We start from the raw sequence: 21,398 nt of genomic DNA, 5'->3' as shown, positions 1-21,398 counted from the left end.
TAAGTCTTCTGACCCGCCTCTATCCTGCGGACTACCCGGCTAGATTGTAGGTCGTCACGGCCTCGACGGCGAGGCAGAGCGGGTGTGCTCGGGCGCAACGCGAAGACATGAATTTGTCAGATGGTGCATTGATCGGCATCTGCCCGCGCTATGCAAAACCTTCACTCCACCACCCACAGCACGTTCTAGTGGAGTCAAAAATTACCGCCGGACCCAAGGCGTTATGATTATTTCTGCGAAACATACTCGGCTGGTATCGGCCGCGTCTTGCGCCAGCCTTGACGTCTCACCCACCGTATTCCGATCAGGTAGGAGGCAAAGAATACTGCTCCGTAGACAATCCATGTCAAGAAAGAGAAATTTGGCCGATCAGCAAGAATAACGCCTGTGAGGATAGGTGGAAGAAAAAATGGTGCAAGAACTAAAGTTGTTACAGAATTTGCCAAGGCAAGCGTCATCTTCCAGCGGAGCTGAATGGCCCTCATAATGAATTGATGTGCATGAAGATAGTCAGGGTGCATCATCTTCTTTTTTTGGCGGGATCTCCTCCACATGGCCAGAAATGTATCTGCTACCGGCCAGAAGAACATCAGGCACAGGGCGATATAAGAAATATTCGGATTCCGCCAGGCAATCAGGATCGATATCCAGACCAACAAATGCCCTATGCTATACGCACCGGCGTCTCCGAGAAAGATCCGCCCCCATGGCCAGTTGAAGATTAGAAAGCCGGCGATAGCCGCTGCTAGAACAATAGCGATCTGGGCCATAAGGATATCCCCCGCTGTCCACGCGATGTACCCGAGTGCGACAGAGATGGATGAGCCCAGAAATCCTGCCAACCCGTTAACGCCGTCGATTAGGTTAAATGCATTGCATACCCCCGCAGACCAGAGGATTGTGACGCCCCACGCGATGGGTAGAATGGACAGAGCTGGATCAATCCAAAGCAGACCAGTTTCTTTGATCCATGTATGGGTGAGTGCTATTGCAAAGACTGCTGAGATTGCTGCTGCAAACAACCGCCTTCGAGGGCTTTGATCCTTGCCCATATCCTCCAAGAGTCCCGTTAAGAAAAGCGGGAGCACGGATATCAGCAACAGGATCGGGATGATGTTTTCTGTCAGGTAGCTCAGCAGAATCGAAGCGGCTCCAAATCCTATTATTACACCTAAACCACCAAGCCTAGATGTAGGTTTGTTATGCGATGCCTGAACAGCACTTAGATCATCCCGCTGAACCAGGTGAAGTGTCCGAGCCCACCTTTTTACGACCGCGGCATTAATTCCCATCGAGAGAAGGGCAGCAATGGTCGCCGCCAGAGCAAGACTCTGCACCATGGTATTCGCCTATAGATAGCTCCGGCTGCCGGACCTAGCATCACTAATAGTTTATGGCCAGCAGGTAAGCGGGGTTGTATGCCGCTGGTTGGCGCAAAGCGTCTGTTTGGGCATACCCTAGGAGGACACATATGTCGGACACCTTCCTGCGTCCGATTAGGATTGTTCTTGAGATTATCGGACAGTAAGGTGAGTGGGTCTAGACCCAAATCGAACAGATTGGCCTTTCCATGACCTTTTACGGGTATGCTCGCGTCTCCACGACGGACCAGGATCTGTCACTGCAGGAAGCTGCTCTTCGGGCGGCGGGCTGTCAGGTGATCCGGGCCGAGAAGAAAACCGGCACCTCTCGTGAGGGTCGCTCCGAGCTCGACATCCTGCTGCAGTTCCTGCGCCCGGGCGACACGCTTGTCATCACCCGCATCGACCGGCTAGCGCGCAGTCTCAAGGACCTCCAGGACATCGTCCATGAGTTGAAGACAAAAGGGGTCACGCTGAAGGCCATCGAGCAACCGGTCGATACCTCGACGGCGGCCGGAAAGGCCTTCTTCGACATGCTGGGGGTATTCGCCGAGTTCGAGACCAACCTGCGCCGCGAGCGCCAGATGGAGGGCATTGCCGCAGCAAAGGGTCGGGGCGTTTACAAGGGGCGCAAGCCCAAGATCAATCCCGACGAGGTGCGAAGGCTGCATGAGAACGAGCGGCTCAGCCCCACCGCCATCGCCCGGCAACTCGGCATTGCACGATCTTCAGTCTACAGATTTCTGCCACTTACTGGCCGGCTCTGACCTGCGGGAGCCGGCCCAAAAAGGAGGCGATGCTCCTCTCGGCCAATCATTCAATAATCCGGTATTGATCTTCTGCCTCACCGGCAAGTATATGGCGGGCGTTTAACGGATGTTATCATTGTTATTGTAACTTTGCAGAACGAGAACCAAAGGAGACTGAAAATGGACGCGCGCGAGGAAGGGTCTGACCCGGCCGCATTGCTGGAAAACATGGATCTCGAGGGCCTGAAGGAACTCCGAAAGAAGCTGGATCGTGCCATCGCCAGCTATGAAACGCGAAAGCGCCAGGAAGCTCTCTCAGCGGCAGAACAGGCGGCGAGGGAGCACGGGTTCAAGCTCACCGAGCTGCTTGGAGAGGGAAAGCCTGGCAAGGGCCGGAAGACCTCCGGCGACAAGACCGGTGGCGCGGCGAAATACGTGAACCCCTCGGATCCCGAGCAGACCTGGAGCGGCCGCGGCCGTCGTCCGCACTGGGTCAACGATGCGCTGGAGTCGGGTCGTACGCTCGAAGAACTGGCTGCGTGAGACGAAGGAAGGCGCGGCGCCTGCCGCGCTCAACTCCTTGCTCCAGCCGCGCTCAGGCCTGCCTGACGAGCCTGGGCGCTATTTCAGAGTGCCGGGTCCGTAGCCTTCCTCCCACTCAACGAGAGTGCTGATGCACCCGTGGGCACAGGGATTGGGGTCGCTAGCGCAGGATGCAAGAAAAACCAAGGCACATAGAGAAAATCGGAACATGGAAACCACCCTTTACATGAAGGGATGGTACTCCTGCACTCAGCATCTGATAATATATCCTTTTGTTCAATCCAACCTTGATAGGTAGCCTTCCAGAATGCTCCCCGACACTCAGCGCGGAGCAGCGTAAACTGCGGCCCAGTACACCGTTCGGCCGTCCGAGCCGATTGCGTGACCGACACCGAAGTCGCGCATCTGTGGGATGAGGATATTGCTCAGGTGTCCGCTCGAGGCATTCCAAGCCGCCAAAGCCTGGTCAGCGTTGTAGGGGCCTGCAGCGATGTTCTCTGCTGTGACACGCGGTGCATAGCCCAAGCTCTTGACGCGCTGCGCCGGACCTGAAGTCGAGGTGCCGGTGTGAGTCATGCGTCCACGTTGAGCCATGTCGCAGGCATGTGCCGCAGCTGCGCGTGCCAGAGTGGAGTTGGCCCGAATCGGCGCCAGCCCGGCGGATGTACGTGCTGCGTTCGTCGCTCTTACCCCAGCGGCCTGTTCTTCGGGACTTGGACTCGGGCACTGGGCAGCACCAGGGGCAGACGCTTGCACGTCATGGACATTGGCACTCTCGTCGACGGGAGGGGGGGCGGTACAAGCGGCGGTTCCAAGTAGAATCGCGACAACCGGGTAAAGCCGCGCACGCATCATGGAAATCATCGTGGAAGTCTCCTAAAGTGAAACCGACAGATGTGTAGTTCATGCCTTAAAACAAGTTAAGGTTGTATTTTGTTCGGTAAGACGCAAGAGAGAGATACTCTGGCGAGCGCCTGTCAGGCACTAGACCGTGGACATCTGCCTCCATACCACTCACTTGCTGGACGGGATTCTGCCTTGGGCTGGCGTTAAGGCTCTTCCAGAACATGATTGTGCAGCGATGCAGAGGGCAGGTAAGAGCAGGTGCTTTGGTTTCCTGCTGTAAAGCAGCAGAGCTCTATAAACCTTTAACAGGTTGGTAGAAATCCCTTATCCGCTGTCTCGTGAGTTCGGCCACCCGAACTGCTGATGAGCCTAATTATTATGCTTAAGGAGGCTTCCAGCCGCCCTCACGCATGGACGCAGGGCATGTCGAGTTAGGCGACCTGTAAAGTGATTAGGACGAACCACCTTGGCTAGTCTTGGCCCGATGATCCAGTAGAAGCGAACGAAGGCACGTCCTAGCCGGTAACGCACAAGCAATTCATCTCGAAAGCGGCGAAGTATTATCACATCGGGGTGTAGACTGTCGCCATAGGCTGCCGTTGCCACAAAGCATGAATCATCCGAGGCGGAATCTTCATCTTCATCTTCATCTTCGGAGGCGTTGTCCTCGCTAGGGTCAAGCGCCTCGTCATCATCACTATCAATCTCGGGAGCTGGTTGTGAGGTCCCCGGAACCGCTTCGCCATCGACATAAGTCGTCAGCACGGTTTCTCCGCCGACTTCTTCCTGGACGAGCACCGGGTCGGAGCTGTCACCGAAGTTCTGGGTCAGAAAGACCACATCGTGCAGTTCTCCCGCTTCTTCGATTTGCCCCGGGGTAAGGCCCACGCCGATGTAATCGACATTAGGGTCCAGTATGTTGGCTTGGTGGGAGGGGCTCTCCATCATGGCACTATGCATGCGCGCAATCTCATCTTCATCGATGGAGCCGCCGATGGTCACATAGGAAAGGTTTTCTGTTACGCGCCACGATGCACCCTGCATCGGGAAATCTGCGTCCTCCGCCCGATCGCTGGGGGTACTGCCGTTCTCACCAGTATGAGAAAGGACTCCCGACTCTGCCATCCAGTTCGAATGATGTTGAGCGGAGCTATTGAGGTGAACTTCCGTATGAAGCGGTTGAAGCCCAGCCGCGGCTCGCTCTGCGTTGATTATTTCCACAACGCGCAATTCGATTGGATCAGCAATCGCCACAGCCATGGGTGCGCCCCAGTTTCCATCTGGTGTTGATTGATATTCTTGCGATTCGCTCCCTATCGCAACCCTTACGTGTTTGATCCCGCGGTGATGCGATCCTCCCGTGCACAGGTGAGCCACGCTATAAGCGCTCTGGTATACCCGGCTGGCGCTTGAGGGTGCTGTAGACGGTAGGGCGGAAGACCGAGAACAGCTCGGCCAGGTCGCTGATGCTGTGTATCCGTCCGGTCTGAGGGCTACCGGGTCCAGTGCCACGGCAGCAGTTCGTCGACCTTGGTAATCCTGTAGTCTGGGATGCGGGCGGTGGTGTCGGCCAGCCAGGCATGGGGATCGACGCCGTTCAGCTTGGCGGTGGCGATCAGGGTGTAGGCGATGGCGGCGGCCTTGCCACCAGCTTCGGAGCCGACGAAGAGGTAATTCTTCCGCCCGAGGGCAATGGTGCGCATGCCGCGTTCAGCGGTGTTGTTGTCCAGCTCGAGAATGCCGTTGGCGAGATAGGGACGCATGCGCTCCATCCGCGCCAGGGCATAGCGGATCGCGGCGGCCAGCGGGGATTTGCCTGAGATGCGGGTCAGCTGCATGGCGAGCCAGACCTCGAGATCGTCGAAGACCGGGGCGGCGCGGGCCTGCCGAAGCTCGACACGCTTGTCCGGCGGCAAACCTCGGGCCTCCTTCTCGACGGCATAGAGCCGGGCGATCTGGCGGATGGCCTCTTCGGCGATCGGAGAAGCCTGGGCACGATGGATGTCGACGAACTTGCGCCCGACAGGGGCCATGCAGGCGACTTCGTGGATCGCGCCGGACCGATAGAGATCCTCGAACCCGGCATAACCATCGGCATGCATCCAGCCGTGGAAGCGGGCGAGGTGGTCCTTCGGGTGCTGACCCTTGCAGTCGCCGGAGAAGCGATACCAGGCGGCCGGGGGCGCCGCCCCGGCCCATGACCGTTCGTCCCGGGCATAGGTCCAGAGCCGCGCCGTTTGTGTCTTTCCAGTGCCCGGCGCCAGCATCTGCACCGGCGTGTCGTCGGCGAAGATCGCCTCGGCCGAGAGGACATGGCGGCCGATCGCATCGGCCAGCGGCTCCAGCAGGGCGGTGGACTTGCCGACCCAGTCGGCCAGGGTGGAGCGGTCGAGGTCGAGGCCGTCACGCTCGAAGATCTGGCTCTGGCGGTAGAGCGGCAGGTGGTCGGCATATTTGCTGACCAGCACATGGGCGAGGAGACCCGGACCCGGCCGGCCGCGTTCGATGGGGCGGGAAGGCAGCGGGGCCTGGACGAACCGCTCGCAGCACGAGCAGGTCAGCCGTGGTCGCACGATCCGGTTCACGATGAAGCGTCCGGGGACGTATTCCAGCTCCTCGGTGATATCCTCGCCGATCCGGTGCAGGCGCCCGCCGCAATCGGCACAGGCGTCGGCACCTGGCGCCAGTTCCACTTCCATCCGTGGGATGTGATCCGGGATCGGGCGACGCTTCGGTTTATCCTTCTCCTCGACGTCTGGCAGCTTCATCCGCGCGGTCATCGCGGCGGCGGCGATCTCGCTGGTCTCGAGGGCGAGTTGGAGTTGTTCTGCCGTCTCAGATGACGCGCCGAACCGGTGCGCACGGTGCCCGGCCAGCTGGTGCCGGAGCTTCTCGATCAGGATCGCCTGGGTCTTCACCTCGGCCAGGAGCCGCGTGGTGAAGCTGCGCAGCTCCTCGGGATCTTCCGGCAGGATGGCGGGCTCGTCGAGCATGAGACGAGCTTATCGGGCTGGATTCCGGCTGGGAATCCTCAACGATTAGGACCAGTCGCTTATCCGCGGCAAACCGCACCGGACGACGATCCCTGACAAGAAAGCACCATGTCCGCTCGACAAGGTGAACCGGCAGTTCCGCGTGCCCGCACCGAACATGCTCTGGGTCAGCGACTTCACCTATGTCGCCACCTGGGAAGGCTTTACCTACGTCGCCTTCGTGATCGACGCCTATGCCCGCAAGATTGTCGGCTGGCGCGTCAGCACCTCAGCCCATGCGGGTTTCGTGCTCGATGCGCTGGAGCAGGCAGTGCATGATCGGGGTCCGGCCAAGGGCATGGGGCTGATTCACCATAGCGACAGAGGCGCGCAGTATCTGTCCATTCGCTACAGCGAGCGGCTGGCAGAAGCCGGCATCGAGCCCTCAGTCGGGAGCGGCGGAGACAGCTACGACAACGCATTGGCTGAGACGATCAACGGCCTCTTCAAGGCGGAGGTCATCCACCGGCGCGGACCTTGGCGCAGCTTCGAGGCCGTCGAGTATGCCACGCTGGAATGGGTGGACTGATTCAACAACCGCCGTCTCCTCGAGCCGATCGGAAACATCCCACCAGCGGAAGCCGAGGCCAACTTCTACGCGGCTCTGGAAGCTGAACCCATGGCCGCGTAACTAATCGAAATCAGCCTCCGGCAGACCCGGCGCGGTTCAAAGGGCCGTCTGATGCGCTCAACACTGTCCGCAGAACGATCCCCTTGCGGGCGCTTCATCCGAGCTGCGGCGCTACCGGCTTTGCGTCGTGATGACACCCTGATCGAAAACCTTGGGTCGCAAGCGCCAGCAAGGTTGCCAAGAGATATGCGAAGGGTCCGGTCGCCCACAACAACAGCCAGGTGGGGCTTGCCGTCGTGAGCCTGGTCGAGTCCCGCATCCCAGCGGGATTTGCCCACCTGGACGAAGCCGAAGCCCTGCCGGGCCTGACGATCGTCGACCTCAGCCTGGTCGCTGGAGCTATCGAGCCAAGCCGTGTCGCGGTCCAGCTGCATGGTGTCCTGCAGCGGGAGCTGTCCAAGACGGACATGACGGGAACAGCAATGTCATCCCGCCATGGCGCCACCTGGACCTGAGGACATGTGGCCCTCGGGCCATGCATCCAGCCGGCCCTGGCACCATGGGGACATGCGGCACCGCTGCCCCGAGCACATCCGGACCAGCGGCCAGGAGGACAGCAGGACGAGCGGACATGCAGTCCCAGGAACGTGCTGTGTCGAACACTGGTCGCTCATGACATCGGCTCTTCTGGTCATGCCGCCCTGGTGACCTGGTTGCCTCCGGACATGCGGGCGCGCGCGTCCGGCGCCGCCTGACCCTCGCCCGCCGTTCTCGCGATGGCGCTCTCCTCCCTTCGCATTCCGCCTCCCTCCCCTGTCCCCAGGTGCGCCCGTCCCGGCGCTGCAGATGGCCATTCCCGCGCAAGCACACGCAAAGGTTGCACGGTGCCAGTTTTGGGTCAATGCTGCAGTCCTGTAGCAGGAAATGCAATTTGGCAGCGTTACACTCTCCAAAGCCAACGGGACGGCGGCTTTCGACGGGCGAAAGCCGGGCGATCCTTGTCGCCTTTCAGCAGGGTGAAAGCGTGACAGCGCTGTCCCGGCGTTTCGGGGTGTCGCGGCCGACCGTCTATCGGGCGCTCGAGAAGAACGGGCGTCCCGGTCAGCCATCCGCGGACTCGGCCCGTGTCACGATCCGCCTGACACCTTCCGAGCGGACCGAGCTGGACGCACTTGCGGGGCGCCTCGGCCTGTCCCGCGCAGCGCTTGGTCGCCGCGTCCTGCGGAGGGCGGCCGGCTATCTTGAGCCGGAGCCGGACCTCGTCGCGGCGGTGCAGGACCTGTCGCGGCAGATCAAGGCCGTGGGGGGAAACCTCAACCAGATCGCGGCCCACCTCAACCGGGAAGCGCGACTGCAGGGCCGTGCCGCTCCAGACCGGGACCAGCACGCGCAGATCGCGGCGTCCCGGCGTGCCTTGAAGGGGCTCGCGAAGGATCTGGACCGCCTCTTTGTCCATGCGGCCAAGCGCCGGAAGGCGCGGGTTGAGGCCCTGCTGCGTGAGGGGGCTGCCGCATGAGCCAGCCCGCCTTCGTCATTGGCCGCTTCGCGTGGGCCAGGAACCGCGGTGGCGGGGCGGGTCGCGACAGCTTCCGGGTGCGGACAGGTCGAACCGGCCGTGCCATGGGGAACATCCGGGGGCTGCCCCAGGTGATGTTCAAGGTGGTCCCCAACGGAGGCTGCCAGGGGGCGATGGGTCTGGCCGCGCAGCTTGGCTACGTCCTGGGCAAGGCCGAACACATCATCGATCCGGACGAGCAATACGACCGCCTGGACCACCTGCCGGAGCATCTCAGCGAGGCCATTGCCGAGGAATGGGCCGAAGGCTGGGATCGTCGGGTCAGGTCCGGGCACTCGATGCATATGGTCGCGAGCTTCCCGCGCGGCACCGATCCCGAGGCGGTGGCCGAGATCATGCGGGCCACCTGCTTTGACATCTTCGACCAGGGCCGCAGCCGGTTCACCTACATCGCGGCGCTTCATACCGATAACGGCTTTCCACATGTCCATATCGTCGTGGACCGCAGGAATGCCGAAGGCGAGTGGTTCTTCTTCGCCAGGGATGGCGAGTTCACCTATGACCGGGTGAAGGATAGCATCGTCGAGCATGCCGCCGCCCACGGCATCGAGATGGTCAACAGCAGCAGGCTGTCGCGCGGCATCGTCAGCGAAAACGGGAACGAACGCCGCCGCGTGCCGGCCGATCGCGGGCTTGCGGGAACACTGATCGAGCACGGCCCAGCCCCGTACCAGAACAACCCCAGGGCGCGGGCCAACTACTTCGTCACCGTGGAGACGCCCCAAGGCGCCAGGACGCTGTGGGGCAAGGAGCTTGGCCCGGTCCTGGAGGCCAGCGGGGCCGAGACGGGGAAGGCCATCCGCATCACCCATGAGGGCAAGGAAGCCGTCCAGATCCAGACCCGCGACGGCCGGACCCTCGAGACGCACCGGAACCAGTGGGCGGTCACGCTGCCCGAGAAAGACATTGCCTGTGCCGTCCGCCATGCGCCTGCACCGACCGTTCGCGAACAGGCCAGCGCGGACTGGAAGCGGGAGCAGGTCCTGGCCCATGCCGCCGAATACCGTTCCCTGTCCGCCGCCTTCGCCGACGGCTTTTCCGCGCTGTCGCGCGGCTTTGCCGCCGCCGCCGACCTTCTGGAACGCGGCCTGTCATTGACCCCGGAGACATTCGAGAACGTCAGGAGCCAGACCATGCAGCACGCCCGTGAAGCCGATGCCCTGGAGGCATCCGGCCCCATCCCCAGGCCCAATGCCGAGCGGGAGGCGGTCATGCCCCGCGAAGACGAGCTTGCCGCCGACACCGCCAGGGCGCTCCTCGTCATCGAGGAAGCCTGCCACAAGCTGGCCGAGGTCCGCGCGACGATCGCGCAGCTTGATCCAAGTGCCCGCCCCGGCGTCGAGGCCCAGTATTTTGCAGCCGTGCGCGATGTGGAGCGGCTGACCATCGGGCTTGATCGTGCCGAGTATCGCGAACCGGCACACGGAACGATCTACGCAGACGGGCACCGGGAAGCCATTGCCGGGATGGCTAGCGGCCAGCTTGCCGCCGCCTTGGAAGGCACCGGCCTTGATCCTGACGAGGTTGCGGCCCGTGTTGTGGTCGAGGCCCGGTCTGCCGCCCTTGAAGCCCATTGGGTTGCCGCTGACGCCGAAAGGATTGCCGAGGCGCGCGGCTATGACATGGAGACCGAGGAAGGCTCACGGCAGGCGTATCGTGATCTTGCCGCGACCTACAAGGACGTGTCGGAGCGCAGCATCGTGGCCGAGCGGGCTGTGGCCGTGGACGAGCGTGATCTGGTTGAGGTGGGCGAGAACCGACAGGCGCTGATCGAGGAAGCGCGGGATCTGGCAGGCCGGGATCATCTGACCCCTGAACAGCAGATGCGCCTGACCGGGATCGTGGAGCAGGTTGCAGGCAAGGAGGCCGTGCATGAACTGCGCGGCGGGAACAGCGATGCCTTGTCCGACATGATGCCGGACAAGGCCGAGCGGTTGAGCCTGGCCGAGCGGTATCTTGAGGCCGAGCAAGGCCGGGGTCTGGACCGTTCGGATGCCATCACCGCGATCCAGGCGGATCGGGAGATCATGGAGATCGACCAGAAGATGGCGCAACAGGCTGCCCTTGAGCGGGAATACGGGCGTGAAGTCGAGCGGCGGCGCGAACGCGGCCACGATCACGAGCTCTGAGAAAAGGGCCAGAGATGGAAAGTGATAAGCTGGCTATCCGGATGCGGATGGCAGGCGGCGTTCTTCTGATCGCCTCCTTTGCCGCGGCCATCGGCTATGTCGTGGCAACCGGCGTTGTCCAGTTCTGGTTCGGCCATGCCGAGCCGGATTTTCTCTGGCTGGCCCGCAACTACGTCGCGCTCAAAGGCTGTCAGCCGGATCGATGAGTGATCCTCTTGCGGACGCTCTGGACCTCAGTAGCCTACTGCCCCCGTGCGGGCCGAACGTACCGCAAAACCTCTTGTCCGCGCGCCATCGCCCGCAAGGTGGGTGGACTGCGATCTGCCGCCGTGCAGTCTGGAGCAGTCCTCCGCAGTTTCAGGCCCGGGAAGTCTGGGCTGCGAGCTTTTCATAGAGGGGCGGTAGCTCTGATTGTGCTGCTAGGCACTTAAGGCGCCCACGATCAGCTCCCACTCCTCGGCTGTCAGGTGCAATTCGCCGCGGGAGCACGGAAGCCCTCTAGGTGGCCCATCGTAGCCGGAGAATTCTAACTCAGAGCGGTCCGATCTTCTGGGAGGGACCAACAATATGCACGCCCCCCCACCCGGCGGGCTTTCTCATTTCAGCTAACAGACTGTAACGACACTGAACAACCTGCCGATTTCGTCAGCTAACCTTCGCCCTCGCGCCACACTACACACGCTCTCACTGACGAGTTCACCAGGTGTTTGGCGGTTTACTTACCATGCATCCGGCAAAGCAGGGGGCGATAATGCTCAAGGTCGAGCTGATCGAGGGACGCAGCCAAATCAGCGCTCAAAATGGATCGGATCACGTCTGCCTTGAGGACGTCCCGCTGGGTGCGTTCCGTCTGGCCGCGCTACCTGCTGCGGGCGACAAGCTGACCATCACAGCTTATGGCGCTCCCAACCACGGCGACGGTTTCTCGGCGAACGTCTATTCGGTGATTGAGGTCTGGCACGACGCCCGCCATGTCGACGTCACGGGCGGCATAGTCACAGACCACTGGGAAGCCAGCAAAGAGCCGAGCATCAAGGTCTTTGTGTCCTTCTGCCATTCGCGCAAAGGCCGCCATATATCGAAGATAAATCATCCCGTCCGAAAGCAGGTTGACGATCTCAGACGTCGGGCGAGCCAATCCGCCTCCATGTAGGCATCGAAGGCTTGTTCGTCCTCGCTGTAGCCGCTGACCTCGATGTTGATGATGTTCGCAGTTGCGGCACCTGCATCCTGTACTTTCGCACCAGTTCGGCCCGCCAGTAGCGGGTCATCCATCACCTTCGTCGTCAACTCGTTGATGGCGGCAGCCTGAACGCGGGATGATCCCGTTGCGGACGGTTTCGGCCTTAGGGTCGGTTGTCCCGGTGTGCACATCGGCATGCGTGCACTTCTGTTTTGTGCCTGTCAGGAGGGCTCCCAGAGTTCCATCTCAGGCAGGTCTACATCGAAGAGATCGCGCTGCTTATCTTGCTGCGCTTGCCACTGGGCTTTTCGCTCCTCGACAGTCTTGGTCCACCAGGAGAGCCGCAGCTTGGTCACCTTCCTACCTTTCGTCTCCACCACGTCTACGCGGCACGAGAAGGGGGCAAGGGCATTCACCTCAACAACTGCCGGCTCGATTGCCTTGCGCCGCAGGGCTGCAAACGGCCCAAGCTTGCCGACCGGTACGCCGAGATAGTCACGCAACTCGTCAGTCTCGAAGTCGTGGTAGAAGATGTGCTTTAGACCAATGCGCTTGGCGATGATCTCATAGAGAGCCATCCCATACTTCGTGCCGAAGCCACGGAGAATCTGCATCTCAAGGCGTGCGAAGATCCGGCTGTCGCGCAGGATCGGCAGGAGCTTGGGATGCAGTTCGTAGGTCAGCACCGTCGCAATGCCAGGGCCGAACTTCTCGATGTCAGTCGGGCCGAGTAGATGGACGTTCCGTGTCGAGCCGTCGGACATACGGACCCGTACGACGGTTTGCATGAGGCTAAGAATAGCCTCGGTGACACGATCATTCGAAGTGTGGTTTCCGCGCAGCTCGGCAAAAGGGATCCGGTATTCGCGCCCTTCGGCCGCCATCTCGGGGCCGAAGGCATTGGAGAGTAGCTGATTGTAGATCCGGCGGGCGGCGAGGGTGATCTTCTCACCACCACGAACTTCGATCAGTTCTGCAGGCTTGATAACCTCGCCGCGACGCTGAAACGCCTTGAGGGTCCCGCCAGTGCTATCGTGACTTTTGGGGCGAGGTTTGTCCCGCATATTGTGACCTGTACTGCCTGCGTCGTCACAGTAGGCAGAAAGCCATGAACTTTGGAAGCTAAGGAGTGCTCTCGGGCGTCCAGCGCCAAACCTCGCCCAAAAAGTCACTTTAGCAGAGCGCCACAGGCACATGGATCGCCCAAAAAGTCACCTTACCTCGCCCAAAAAGTCACCTTACCTCGCCCTAAAGGTCACGATACCTCGCCCCATATGTCACATTCAGAAGTAATAATCTTTTAATATCAGTGGTTTATTTTTGATGAAATGGAAGAAAAAGAAAAGAGAAACTGGTCAGCGCCGATCTATCCTTCGCCTCCAAAGATGCCCCGCTGTGGATAAGTAGGAGGCAGCCAAGGACGCTTTCGTTACCGATGAGCCGGCGAAACGGCTTCTCTCCTTGAAGGCACTCCCCTGATCTTGTCGCCCCTTGCGGGAAATCACTTGAGACTGCATTATGCCTGCATAATGACAGCATGGACGCACGATCATGGTTCAGCTCACCGTCAGGGGCGTCGACAACGAAATTGCAGCAGCTCTCAAGGCGCGCGCCGGACGATCCGCCGAGGCGGAGCACCGCAGGATCCTAGAGGAAGCTCTCCGGCCTGAGGGCACAGGGGACTTCTTCGAGGCCGCTCGTCGACGTCGCATCAAGCTTCCTCCTAGCCTTCCGGACACCACGGAACTGCTGCGGCGGGATCGCGACGAGGCATGAGCCTGGCTGGAACAGTAAATGCTAGTCTCGTCATCGATGCATCGGTGGCGATGAAGTGGCTTGTTGATGAGGATGGGAGCGACGCTGCCTTCACGTTGAGGGATAGGGATCTCGCGGCACCGATGCTTTTGCGGATCGAAGCCGCTAATGTCCTGCGCACGCTGGTCGCCCGTCAGGCGGCAACACCAGACGAGGCTCTCGATCTTTTTGTTCTTCTCCAGAATGCACCTGTCACCATCGTCGACCACGACGAGGCTCTGGAAAGCTTCCACGAAGGTTGCGGCGCTTCGAATTGTTATAATGAGAATATCATTAACTCTGAAATTATATATCAGGCTGCAACGTCGGCGCTCTGATCTTCGGCCATCCTGACTTACAGCGTTTTCTTGACGATCCCAAGGTGGATCTTCCGCCAGATGCCGTGCCTGCGCGTGCTCCCCTCGCCCTCGGCCTCGGCCCCTGTCCCGGTGTTGTCGATCAGCAAGTGCAGCTGACCCGGGAAACCACGCGAGCAGATGTTGACATTCAGGCTTTCTGAAGGCGGCTGAGGGTACTGAAGTCCGGCACCGCCCAGTCCAGTTCAGTCCGATCAGGCGCGGGAGTGCGCTCAACAAAGCCTGTCTTCTGGCGTAACGCCTTGCGAACATACCTTTATCATCAGAAAGATCTGGCTCGCCACTTCACTGTAGCTGGCTTGCCGACCACACTTGCCAGCCGGCAGGGCCACTTAGCTCATATCAGAGGCGAACCAGATCGTCAGCGATCCGCGGCACCTCAGGGCTTCGTTGCAGGCCCGTCAGTTTTTGGCCTTCCAGTTCAAGGGTATCGAGCTGCTCACATCCTGAAGCTATCACACTGGACTCGCAACAGGACTCCTGCGAGAGATTTACGCAACGGAGTCGATCTCCAGTCAAAACAGGGCTCTGCATGGTCGAGGGACCCTTGGTGTGTTACGTGCGAAACCAAAGGCATCTTAGAGTAATGTAGATAAATGTGTCGTAGAATACTGCCAATATCTTTAGGCAGAAACTGAGGTGTCATCAATGAACGGACCGATAAAGCTGACGTTCGCCGATATTATTTATCTTAAATTCATGAGCCGGAAATACAAATCTGCGCGCAGCTTTGTTTCTTATTTGGAGAAGCTTGATAGACGCGAGCTGGTGTCTATTAGGGATCGTTTATCAATGGAATCAAGGGGGGCGCCGAGCAAGTTGCTGAAGCTGTACTGCAGAGTTTTCTCCAATTTTGATACAGAGCTAGTTGAGCATCAAATATATCTAGCCGCCGAATACGAGTTATATTACCGTGGCTGTCAGAGCGCCAGAATATAACCACTATGTCTGGAGTACTTAATCAGCCATCCAGCTGTTCAGCGTCGCGTCCAGTGGGTCCGCTTCCATCTCCGGATGATCACAGTCATCGCTGTGTTCCAGATGATCCACATGTCCAGCTTTAGCGAGTGGCGGCGCAGATAGATCATGTCTAGCTGCAGCTTGGTTGGCAAGCAGCGGCGATAATAGGCCTGCTCAGTCTCCTCGGCCGTCTGGCACGAGGCCATGATTCTGTCCTCATGCGTATGATAGATTAGCGTCGCCAAGCCTGTTGCACCAGGGGCAAGCCACGCTCGGCACTTGTGATCCAAGCGGATCAGTTCGCCGAGGCAGCTTCTGTAACCGTCCTGCCCGTTACATCCACGCTTACGGATGCCCCGCTTCTTCGTCTCACGGTCGTACCCACACCGGAGAATGGGCTGCGCGCTCCATCCCAGGTGATGATCGACAAGCCAGTGGCCATCCGACGCGAGAGGATCGGCCCCGTCTTTGGCCATCTTGATGATGAAGCGATGATGGCTGTGAACCGGCTGCTGGTCCTGTTCTTCGGAATGGCAGGCTGACCTTGATAGCCGGTCGGCTCAGTGCATTTACGGGAAGAGCGCAGCGATATAGGCCGCGTACGTAACCTACACCCATGCTGTGAGCACGAACCTGTTCGATTGCCCCCCAGCTTGGCGGTCTGAGATTGCCCTCAGTCAGTCGGCGCATCGCCTGAACGCTCTCGAGGGATTGAGTCGATCTGGAGCCACTGGGACAAGGACTGACCTTGTCCAACCCGGGTTTCTTCGCCTGCTTGAGGATTTCACAACAAGGCCCCCGGTGGGGGCGAGCCCCTTATACACCGGATTTCAGCTTCGTCAATATCATGTCCGCTTCAGCCCTTAGGTATCCTCAGGACTGAAGGAGGGTTGCCTTCCCCTGTCAGGATTTCGGCAGCTTGAAACACTAGTATTTCGGGTGTCTTTCGTTTCGATCAGCACCCTGATCTTGCATAAAATTGAACATTATCAATAGGTTTTCCTCTGTCGTAGCTGCTTTCAAGGATTTCGGACTGATGCTCGGCCGGGACCAGTTCAGTCTTTAGGCGCTGCTCAGGAACGCCCAGGCCATCGCTTACCTTTTGGGTGAGAAGGGCGGACCCAAACCCGATGACGTGACGGACGAGCTGATCGACGCCATCGACCGGCTGACCACGCTCTACGCCTGGGGCAAGCTCGACAGCGACACCCGTCAGACCCTGACCGGGCTGATGGCGAACGAGCTGAAGGGGATGGAGACGGTGACCGGCTTCCTCGACCACGTCCGGGCGATGGAGATCCACCGGCGCGACCGGCATGGCCGGACCAACGTGCGGGCCCAGCTCAACGGCTGGAAGGGCTATGTCCCGGCCCTGCTGCAGGAAGGCGCGGGCCTGATCGTGGCCGATGCGAGCCAGCACGAGAAGCTGGTGAAGCGGGGCTATGTCCGGATCGGGGACTACCCGGGGGATGCCCGCGAGGGCCGCTCGAGCCCGCGCTCCTACTACCAGACCACGGTGGGCGGGAAAGCCCAGTTCCGCCAGGGCGTGGCCCAGACCGTCCACGAGACCTGGCAGGGGGTGGACAGCCGCACCGGAGCCACCACGGGCGGGCATCACGCAGGCCTCGTCCTCGGGCGCCGTGCCGAGCGTGTGGCGGCCCAGGCCCGCCGCGACAGCGCCAAGAACGACGGCCTGCCGGCGGGCGACTACCTGCTGCCGATCTTCGACGAGAAGATGGCGGTCGTCGGTTACGAGCGGCCGCTGGATCCGGCCCGCGTGGAGAAGCTGCCCAAGGACGAGCACCTCGGCCGCATGCTGGGGGTCTGGGCGGCTCCTGAGGCTTCTCTGGACGTGACCCCTGCCAAGCTTGCCCCCAGCCCTCCTCCCTGCCTGTCAAGTCGATTCAGAAGGGAGAAACCTTGATAACCGCGCCTATCTTTGTATATACAGAAACCCATGCTGATGATCGTCTGGGATGAGCCGAAGCGGCAAACGAACCTCGCCAAGCACGGCTTGGATTTTGCCGATCTGGATGAGGGGTTCTTTCTGGCCTCGCTTGTCGTCCCGGCAAAGGACGGTCGGAACATGGCCATAGGCCGCCTGGCGGACGGTACGATCGCCGTGGTGTTCGCCACTCTGGGCACTGAAGGGGTTTCGGTGATCTCGATGCGGCCGGCCAGCGAAAGGGAAAGGAGCCTGCTATGACCAGACAGCACCTGACCGAAGACCAGATCCAACGTATGATCGCCAGCGATCCCGACGCCCCGGAAGCAAGCGATGACCAGCTCGCCCAGGCCAAGCCGTTCACCGAGGCCTTTCCGGCCCTGGCTGAGGCTATGCGCAAGAATGTTGGGGGGCGGCCGAAAGCGGAAAACCCGAAGGTTGCCGTGTCCCTGCGCTTGGACCAGGACGTTGTGGCCCGGTTCAAGGCCAGCGGGCCGGGCTGGCAGACCCGGATAAACAGCGCCTTGCGCGACGCTGCCGGGTTGTAACCGGAGGTATGGTCAGGCGTCTCTATGGGTTGGGGAGGAGATAGAGCCTCTGAGCGAGAAACCTGCAGCAGGAGAAGACTTACACTCGCAACCCAGAACCTATATAGTAACGTTACTACATCGATGCTGGAGGATGTCATGACCATCACTACCCTCTCCAGTCGCGAGCTCAACCAGGACATCGGCCGCGCCAAGAAGGCCGCCATGCACGGTCCTGTCGTCATCACCGACCGCGGCCGCCCTGCTCATGTCCTGCTGACCTTCGCGCAGTACCAGCGGCTCACCGGCCAGCAGCGCAGCCTGGCCGAGGCACTGGCGATGCCGGGCTTGAGCGACATTCCTCTCGATCCGCCCCGCGCCGACATCCGCAGCCGGGTGCCGGATCTGTCCTGATGCTCCTGCTCGATACCAACGTCGTCTCCGAACTGCGCAAGGTCGGAGACGGCAAGGCAGATCCCGGTGTCACGGCATGGCTGGCACAGACGGATGCCAGAAGTTGCTATGTCTCCGCGCTCACCCTTATGGAGCTCGAGATCGGCATCCTGCGGATCGAACGGCGTGATCCGGCACAGGGCGCCCTGCTGCGTCGCTGGATGGAGACCCAGGTCTTGCCCGAGTTTGCCGAACGCACCCTGCCCGTCGACGCAGCGGGTCGCGCGGCGCTGTGCCCGCCTCCACGTACCGGACCCGCGCGCCGAGCGTGATGCGCTCATCGCGGCAACCGCACTAGTCCATGGTATGACCGTTGTGACCCGGAACGTCGCCGACTTCACGGCAGCACGCGTTCCGCTTCTAAGCCCTTGGGCTCCAGCCTAGCTGCCGGCTTTCCAAGTCAGCGGATCTGGGGCGGCGCTCAACCTCCATGAGCCGAAATCTGCAGCATCGCATCATTAGGAACGCACGGCGCAGCTGAGGCTTGGTCCCCTATCTGCACAGCTCAACAAGGGCCCATGCTCGCCAAGTAGCTCCTCCAACACACTCAATTGCTACTCGATGAGATCAAGCTACTGTTCAACCGCGTCTCAGTCCAGGCTGGCTCTCCTGCAACATTGTAGGGTGCGATCACCTTGGCCCCCTACCCTTTCCGTCCGGCACTGAGAGATCCGGAAGAGAAGCCATAATCCTTTGAGGACAAGAGCAGTGAACGGCGGCGAGCAGAAGAGCTAGTTCTGCGCTGAAGATATCTGGTAGCTATCATATAGCTAGCCGATAGCATGCTCACAGATGCTAGCTAGAAGATACTAGATAGCTATATGATATCTATATTTGAGATTAAGGATAGCTGTTGGCTACTAGGTAGCTACCTAGTACCTTACGGGAACAGGATTACCGTCCGTCCACCTTCACAAAGCGAGCCTTCCATGCCGACGATTTCCTTTGCCAACCCGAAAGGAGGAGCCGGGAAGACTACCTCCGCACTTCTGCTCGCCTCCGAACTGGCAAGCCGGGGGGCGCAGATCACCATCATCGACGCCGACCCCGAGAAGTGGATCTCCCAGTGGGGCAAGCTGGACGGCAAGCCGGACAATCTCGCCATCATCAGCGAAGTGACCGAGGACTCGATCGTTGACCAGATCGAACAGGCAGCAGCCGCATCGCAGTTCGTCATCGTCGATCTCGAGGGAACGGCAAGCCTCATGGTGGCGAACGCGATTGGCATGTCGGACCTAGTCGTGATCCCGACCCAAGGGGCCTCGATGGACGCGAAGGGCGCGGCCAAGACGATCAGGCTCATTCGCAACCAGGAGCGCATGGCGCGCCGTCCGATCCTGCACAGCGTCCTGCTGACGCGCACGAGCGCAGCTGTCACCTCGCGTGCACTCAAGAACGTGCGTGAGCAACTCGACAAGGCCGGCATCGAGGTATTCTCAACCTCGATCGTGGAGCGAGCAGCCTACCGGGATATCTTCGACTATGGCGGACTGCTGTCCGATCTCACGGCCGACCAGGTCAGCAACATCGAAAGAGCAAGGGAGAACGCCCGTGAGTTCGCTGGCGAGGTGATAGGCAAGTTCAGGAGCGGCAGTGCGGCCGTCAAGGTGGCCTGACATGGCGAAGGAACGCGTAGATTTAGGCTTTGCCAATGCTCTGGACGAGTTCAATCCGGCGGAATGGCAACCTAAGCCAGAGGAGCTGGCACGGCACAAGCCGGAGAGGACAGCAAACCGCATGGTCGCCGAGGCATCCGGTTTCAAGAGCCGCGAGGCTCCGGAGAGGGTAGGGGAGGGGAGTGCTGCCCCCCGCAGACGGCGTACTGGCCGTAACGCACAGTTCAACCTGAAGGCCCGCCCCGAGACGATCGCAGCCTTCTGCGCTGTCGCTGATCGACAAGGCTGGGGCCTCGGCGAAACGCTGGAGAAGGCCGTGGAACTACTCGAAAGGGAGTATGGTCACTCCTAGCAAGCCTCAGGGCCGTCCGCGCTTCTCGTACCAGCTCGCACAGAACTTCAGGAAATGCTTTTCGGGATGGTTCGGCGTAATTTCATTGTCCGCCAGCCACAAGCGCCATTCCTGTTCCAGGGTATAGATATCCCAGCTAGGCGCAGCAGCTCGCGCTTCAGCGTAAATGTCACTATTCAGCGGCCCCGACCACGGCGTGAGAGAAGGTGCCGAGTTCGCGGGCTTCATCGAACCGCGATTTCTGAAGACGACAGTATCGTACTCATTATCAAATTCAACATGATAGTCGGGCAGGTGATCGTGCTCCGCCAAGTGGCGGATCATCTGCCGGAACCGCTTTTCTGGGCTTTGAGAACCGCTTTTTTTGAGCAGAAGCAGCAGGCCGATCTTCCAGCTATCCTGCTGCCCGCAATGTTTCCGTGCGATCTCATAAACCCGCCGCTCAAGCGGCTTGCGAAGACGGAAGTAGTCCCGGTGCAGGGTCAGGACTTCCTGGGCACGGATAGCGCTAAACACCCAGTCGGACAGCTTGACCTCGCACCACAGGAGCCGCCCATCAAGCCCATGCTTGCGCCTGATCGATGATGCGTCAATCAGGCCAAAGCCATCTATCTGCTCTTCGTCACCGGTCACGATGTTCGTCCGGATGCGCGTCCCTTCCAGCCGGTCCAACGCTTCCACCAACGCCATGTAATCGCGGCCCGACGTACCACGGTTGCTGAAGATCAACAGGTCACGGCTGTTGATCCGCACCCGTTGCGAGACCGGTTCACCACGCCTGAGCTTCGCCATGATCTGGCTGATGCAATAGATCAGGATGTCCTTGTCGTAGATCGTTGCCAAGCCTTTCACGCTTGGTGTGACCTCGAACCAGTGCCCATTGTGCTCGTAGCGTCGAACGCTCGTATCCGGTTTCTTTGATAGCGAGTAGAACGGATGCTCCATGTGCTGCATCACGTCTTTCAGCACAGCATCAGACACATCACAGATGAACAGGTCATGCTGCGGATGCCGATCAGGGATCAGTTGTAGCTGCCGGGAGGCGTCTTCGGTTTCCATGCCCGTAGCTTCGTGGTTTCAGTTACCAAGGTCAAGGTTCGTGGTTTCAGTTACCGCGTCAGGAGATTCGTGGTTTTAGTTACCGGAAGTGAGATTTTGAGTACCAAGATTCGTGGTATTAGTTACCGTGCATGAGAAATAATAGTTAATTATCAATGTCTTGCTATGTGATTTCCCCTGCTTAACACATACTTAACACCATTTAACACACCCGGCCTGTGGATAACTCGCGCTCGCACTTACCTCCGATCACCGAGAAGCTACCTTGTCTTGATGACAATTTGTTGCGGTCCCACGTCACTTTCCGTTCCTTCGTGAGGAACTA

At 60.0% G+C, this 21,398-nt stretch carries 22 protein-coding genes and 3 pseudogenes; 18 read left to right on the top strand and 7 right to left on the bottom strand.

The features are described 5' to 3' along the window. Positions 1–227 precede the first annotated feature (227 nt). On the bottom strand, positions 228–1,340 hold the full coding sequence (locus tag JGR78_RS17310) for a glycosyltransferase (RefSeq protein ID WP_182805193.1): 1,113 nt from the start codon (positions 1,338–1,340) through the stop codon (positions 228–230). A 230-nt stretch (positions 1,341–1,570) separates the two neighbouring features. Here JGR78_RS17310 and JGR78_RS17305 point away from each other — a divergent pair, with 230 nt between their 5' ends. Together JGR78_RS17305 and JGR78_RS17300 are read left to right on the top strand one after the other, a co-directional pair. Then, positions 1,571–2,128 (top strand): recombinase family protein, encoded by a 558-nt coding sequence (locus JGR78_RS17305; RefSeq protein WP_182805191.1) that lies wholly within the window; start codon positions 1,571–1,573, stop codon positions 2,126–2,128. A 162-nt stretch (positions 2,129–2,290) separates the two neighbouring features. Next, complete coding sequence (locus JGR78_RS17300; RefSeq protein ID WP_182805189.1) at positions 2,291–2,653, top strand: H-NS family nucleoid-associated regulatory protein; 363 nt, start codon at positions 2,291–2,293, stop codon at positions 2,651–2,653. Between the two features lie 321 nt (positions 2,654–2,974). On the opposite strand, the gene JGR78_RS17295 is transcribed toward JGR78_RS17300, so the two are convergent. The 3 genes from JGR78_RS17295 to JGR78_RS17285 form a co-directional block, all read right to left on the bottom strand. Further along, entirely contained in the window at positions 2,975–3,505 is a 531-nt protein-coding gene (locus JGR78_RS17295) for a CAP domain-containing protein (RefSeq protein ID WP_182805209.1), read from the bottom strand. A gap of 363 nt (positions 3,506–3,868) precedes the next feature. Beyond that, positions 3,869–4,759 carry a CFI-box-CTERM domain-containing protein gene (locus JGR78_RS17290; protein WP_182805187.1) on the bottom strand — a complete coding sequence of 297 codons (891 nt, stop codon included), beginning with the start codon at positions 4,757–4,759 and terminating at the stop codon, positions 3,869–3,871. 233 nt (positions 4,760–4,992) lie between these two features. Continuing rightward, the gene (locus tag JGR78_RS17285) at positions 4,993–6,492 is read right to left on the bottom strand and encodes an IS66 family transposase (RefSeq protein ID WP_182805185.1); all 1,500 of its coding nucleotides are present in this window, start codon (positions 6,490–6,492) and stop codon (positions 4,993–4,995) included. 52 nt (positions 6,493–6,544) lie between these two features. Here JGR78_RS17285 and JGR78_RS17280 point away from each other — a divergent pair. From JGR78_RS17280 to JGR78_RS17255, 6 genes and pseudogenes are all read left to right on the top strand, one after another. Beyond that, positions 6,545–7,162: pseudogene (locus JGR78_RS17280) on the top strand (IS3 family transposase); the annotation flags it as partial. 236 nt (positions 7,163–7,398) lie between these two features. After that, on the top strand, positions 7,399–7,617 hold the full coding sequence (locus tag JGR78_RS17275) for a hypothetical protein (protein WP_182805182.1): 219 nt from the start codon (positions 7,399–7,401) through the stop codon (positions 7,615–7,617). A gap of 386 nt (positions 7,618–8,003) precedes the next feature. Then, entirely contained in the window at positions 8,004–8,618 is a 615-nt protein-coding gene (locus JGR78_RS17270; protein WP_255434917.1) for a helix-turn-helix domain-containing protein, read from the top strand. Next, on the top strand, positions 8,615–10,807 hold the full coding sequence (locus JGR78_RS17265; protein WP_182805177.1) for a relaxase/mobilization nuclease domain-containing protein: 2,193 nt from the start codon (positions 8,615–8,617) through the stop codon (positions 10,805–10,807). Before JGR78_RS17270 ends, JGR78_RS17265 begins: the two co-directional genes overlap by 4 nt. 14 nt (positions 10,808–10,821) lie before the next feature. Continuing rightward, the gene (locus JGR78_RS17260; RefSeq protein WP_182805175.1) at positions 10,822–11,013 is read left to right on the top strand and encodes a hypothetical protein; all 192 of its coding nucleotides are present in this window, start codon (positions 10,822–10,824) and stop codon (positions 11,011–11,013) included. 545 nt (positions 11,014–11,558) lie between these two features. Next, positions 11,559–11,960: a hypothetical protein gene (locus JGR78_RS17255; RefSeq protein ID WP_182805173.1), complete on the top strand. Its 402-nt coding sequence runs from the start codon at positions 11,559–11,561 to the stop codon at positions 11,958–11,960. 251 nt (positions 11,961–12,211) lie between these two features. On the opposite strand, the gene JGR78_RS17250 is transcribed toward JGR78_RS17255, so the two are convergent. Continuing rightward, complete coding sequence (locus JGR78_RS17250; protein WP_182805171.1) at positions 12,212–13,054, bottom strand: replication initiation protein; 843 nt, start codon at positions 13,052–13,054, stop codon at positions 12,212–12,214. Positions 13,055–13,541: 487 nt separating this feature from the next. On the opposite strand from JGR78_RS17250, the gene JGR78_RS17245 reads away from it, so the two are divergent. Continuing rightward, entirely contained in the window at positions 13,542–13,766 is a 225-nt protein-coding gene (locus tag JGR78_RS17245) for a hypothetical protein (protein WP_182805169.1), read from the top strand. Then, entirely contained in the window at positions 13,763–14,122 is a 360-nt protein-coding gene (locus JGR78_RS17240; RefSeq protein ID WP_182805166.1) for a type II toxin-antitoxin system VapC family toxin, read from the top strand. Before JGR78_RS17245 ends, JGR78_RS17240 begins: the two co-directional genes overlap by 4 nt. A gap of 20 nt (positions 14,123–14,142) precedes the next feature. On the opposite strand, the pseudogene JGR78_RS18670 reads toward JGR78_RS17240, so the two are convergent. Continuing rightward, positions 14,143–14,544 (bottom strand): annotated as a pseudogene (locus JGR78_RS18670) (transposase); the annotation flags it as partial. Between the two features lie 858 nt (positions 14,545–15,402). Between JGR78_RS18670 and JGR78_RS17230 the strand changes: the two are divergent. The 8 genes and pseudogenes from JGR78_RS17230 (at position 15,403) to JGR78_RS17195 (ending at position 20,014) form a co-directional block, all read left to right on the top strand. Beyond that, positions 15,403–15,663, top strand: coding sequence for a type II toxin-antitoxin system PemK/MazF family toxin (locus tag JGR78_RS17230; protein ID WP_182805164.1), 261 nt, complete (start codon positions 15,403–15,405; stop codon positions 15,661–15,663). 593 nt (positions 15,664–16,256) lie between these two features. Continuing rightward, a complete protein-coding gene (locus tag JGR78_RS17225) occupies positions 16,257–17,045 on the top strand; it encodes a hypothetical protein (RefSeq protein WP_200559551.1) in 789 nt (262 codons plus the stop codon). Positions 17,046–17,078: 33 nt separating this feature from the next. Next, positions 17,079–17,327 (top strand): BrnT family toxin, encoded by a 249-nt coding sequence (locus tag JGR78_RS17220; RefSeq protein WP_182805159.1) that lies wholly within the window; start codon positions 17,079–17,081, stop codon positions 17,325–17,327. After that, complete coding sequence (locus JGR78_RS17215) at positions 17,324–17,614, top strand: BrnA antitoxin family protein (RefSeq protein ID WP_220495406.1); 291 nt, start codon at positions 17,324–17,326, stop codon at positions 17,612–17,614. Before JGR78_RS17220 ends, JGR78_RS17215 begins: the two co-directional genes overlap by 4 nt. Before the next feature lie 138 nt (positions 17,615–17,752). Beyond that, positions 17,753–18,007: a type II toxin-antitoxin system Phd/YefM family antitoxin gene (locus tag JGR78_RS17210; RefSeq protein ID WP_182805157.1), complete on the top strand. Its 255-nt coding sequence runs from the start codon at positions 17,753–17,755 to the stop codon at positions 18,005–18,007. Beyond that, positions 18,007–18,430, top strand: a pseudogene (locus tag JGR78_RS17205) (type II toxin-antitoxin system VapC family toxin). Before JGR78_RS17210 ends, JGR78_RS17205 begins: the two are co-directional and overlap by 1 nt. A gap of 545 nt (positions 18,431–18,975) precedes the next feature. After that, positions 18,976–19,662, top strand: a complete 687-nt coding sequence (locus tag JGR78_RS17200) for a ParA family protein (protein WP_182805154.1) — start codon at positions 18,976–18,978, stop codon at positions 19,660–19,662. Position 19,663: 1 nt separating this feature from the next. Beyond that, positions 19,664–20,014 (top strand): stability/partitioning determinant, encoded by a 351-nt coding sequence (locus JGR78_RS17195; protein ID WP_182805152.1) that lies wholly within the window; start codon positions 19,664–19,666, stop codon positions 20,012–20,014. Between the two features lie 6 nt (positions 20,015–20,020). On the opposite strand, the gene JGR78_RS17190 is transcribed toward JGR78_RS17195, so the two are convergent. Then, a complete protein-coding gene (locus tag JGR78_RS17190) occupies positions 20,021–21,073 on the bottom strand; it encodes a replication initiator protein A (RefSeq protein ID WP_182805150.1) in 1,053 nt (350 codons plus the stop codon). Positions 21,074–21,398 lie beyond the last annotated feature (325 nt).

Source organism: Paracoccus sp. MC1862, assembly GCF_016617715.1.
In the GTDB taxonomy this organism is placed as follows: Bacteria; Pseudomonadota; Alphaproteobacteria; order Rhodobacterales; family Rhodobacteraceae; genus Paracoccus.
The sequence above is the reverse complement of the archived record's forward strand: the minus strand, read 5'-3'. Positions and strand labels throughout refer to the sequence as shown.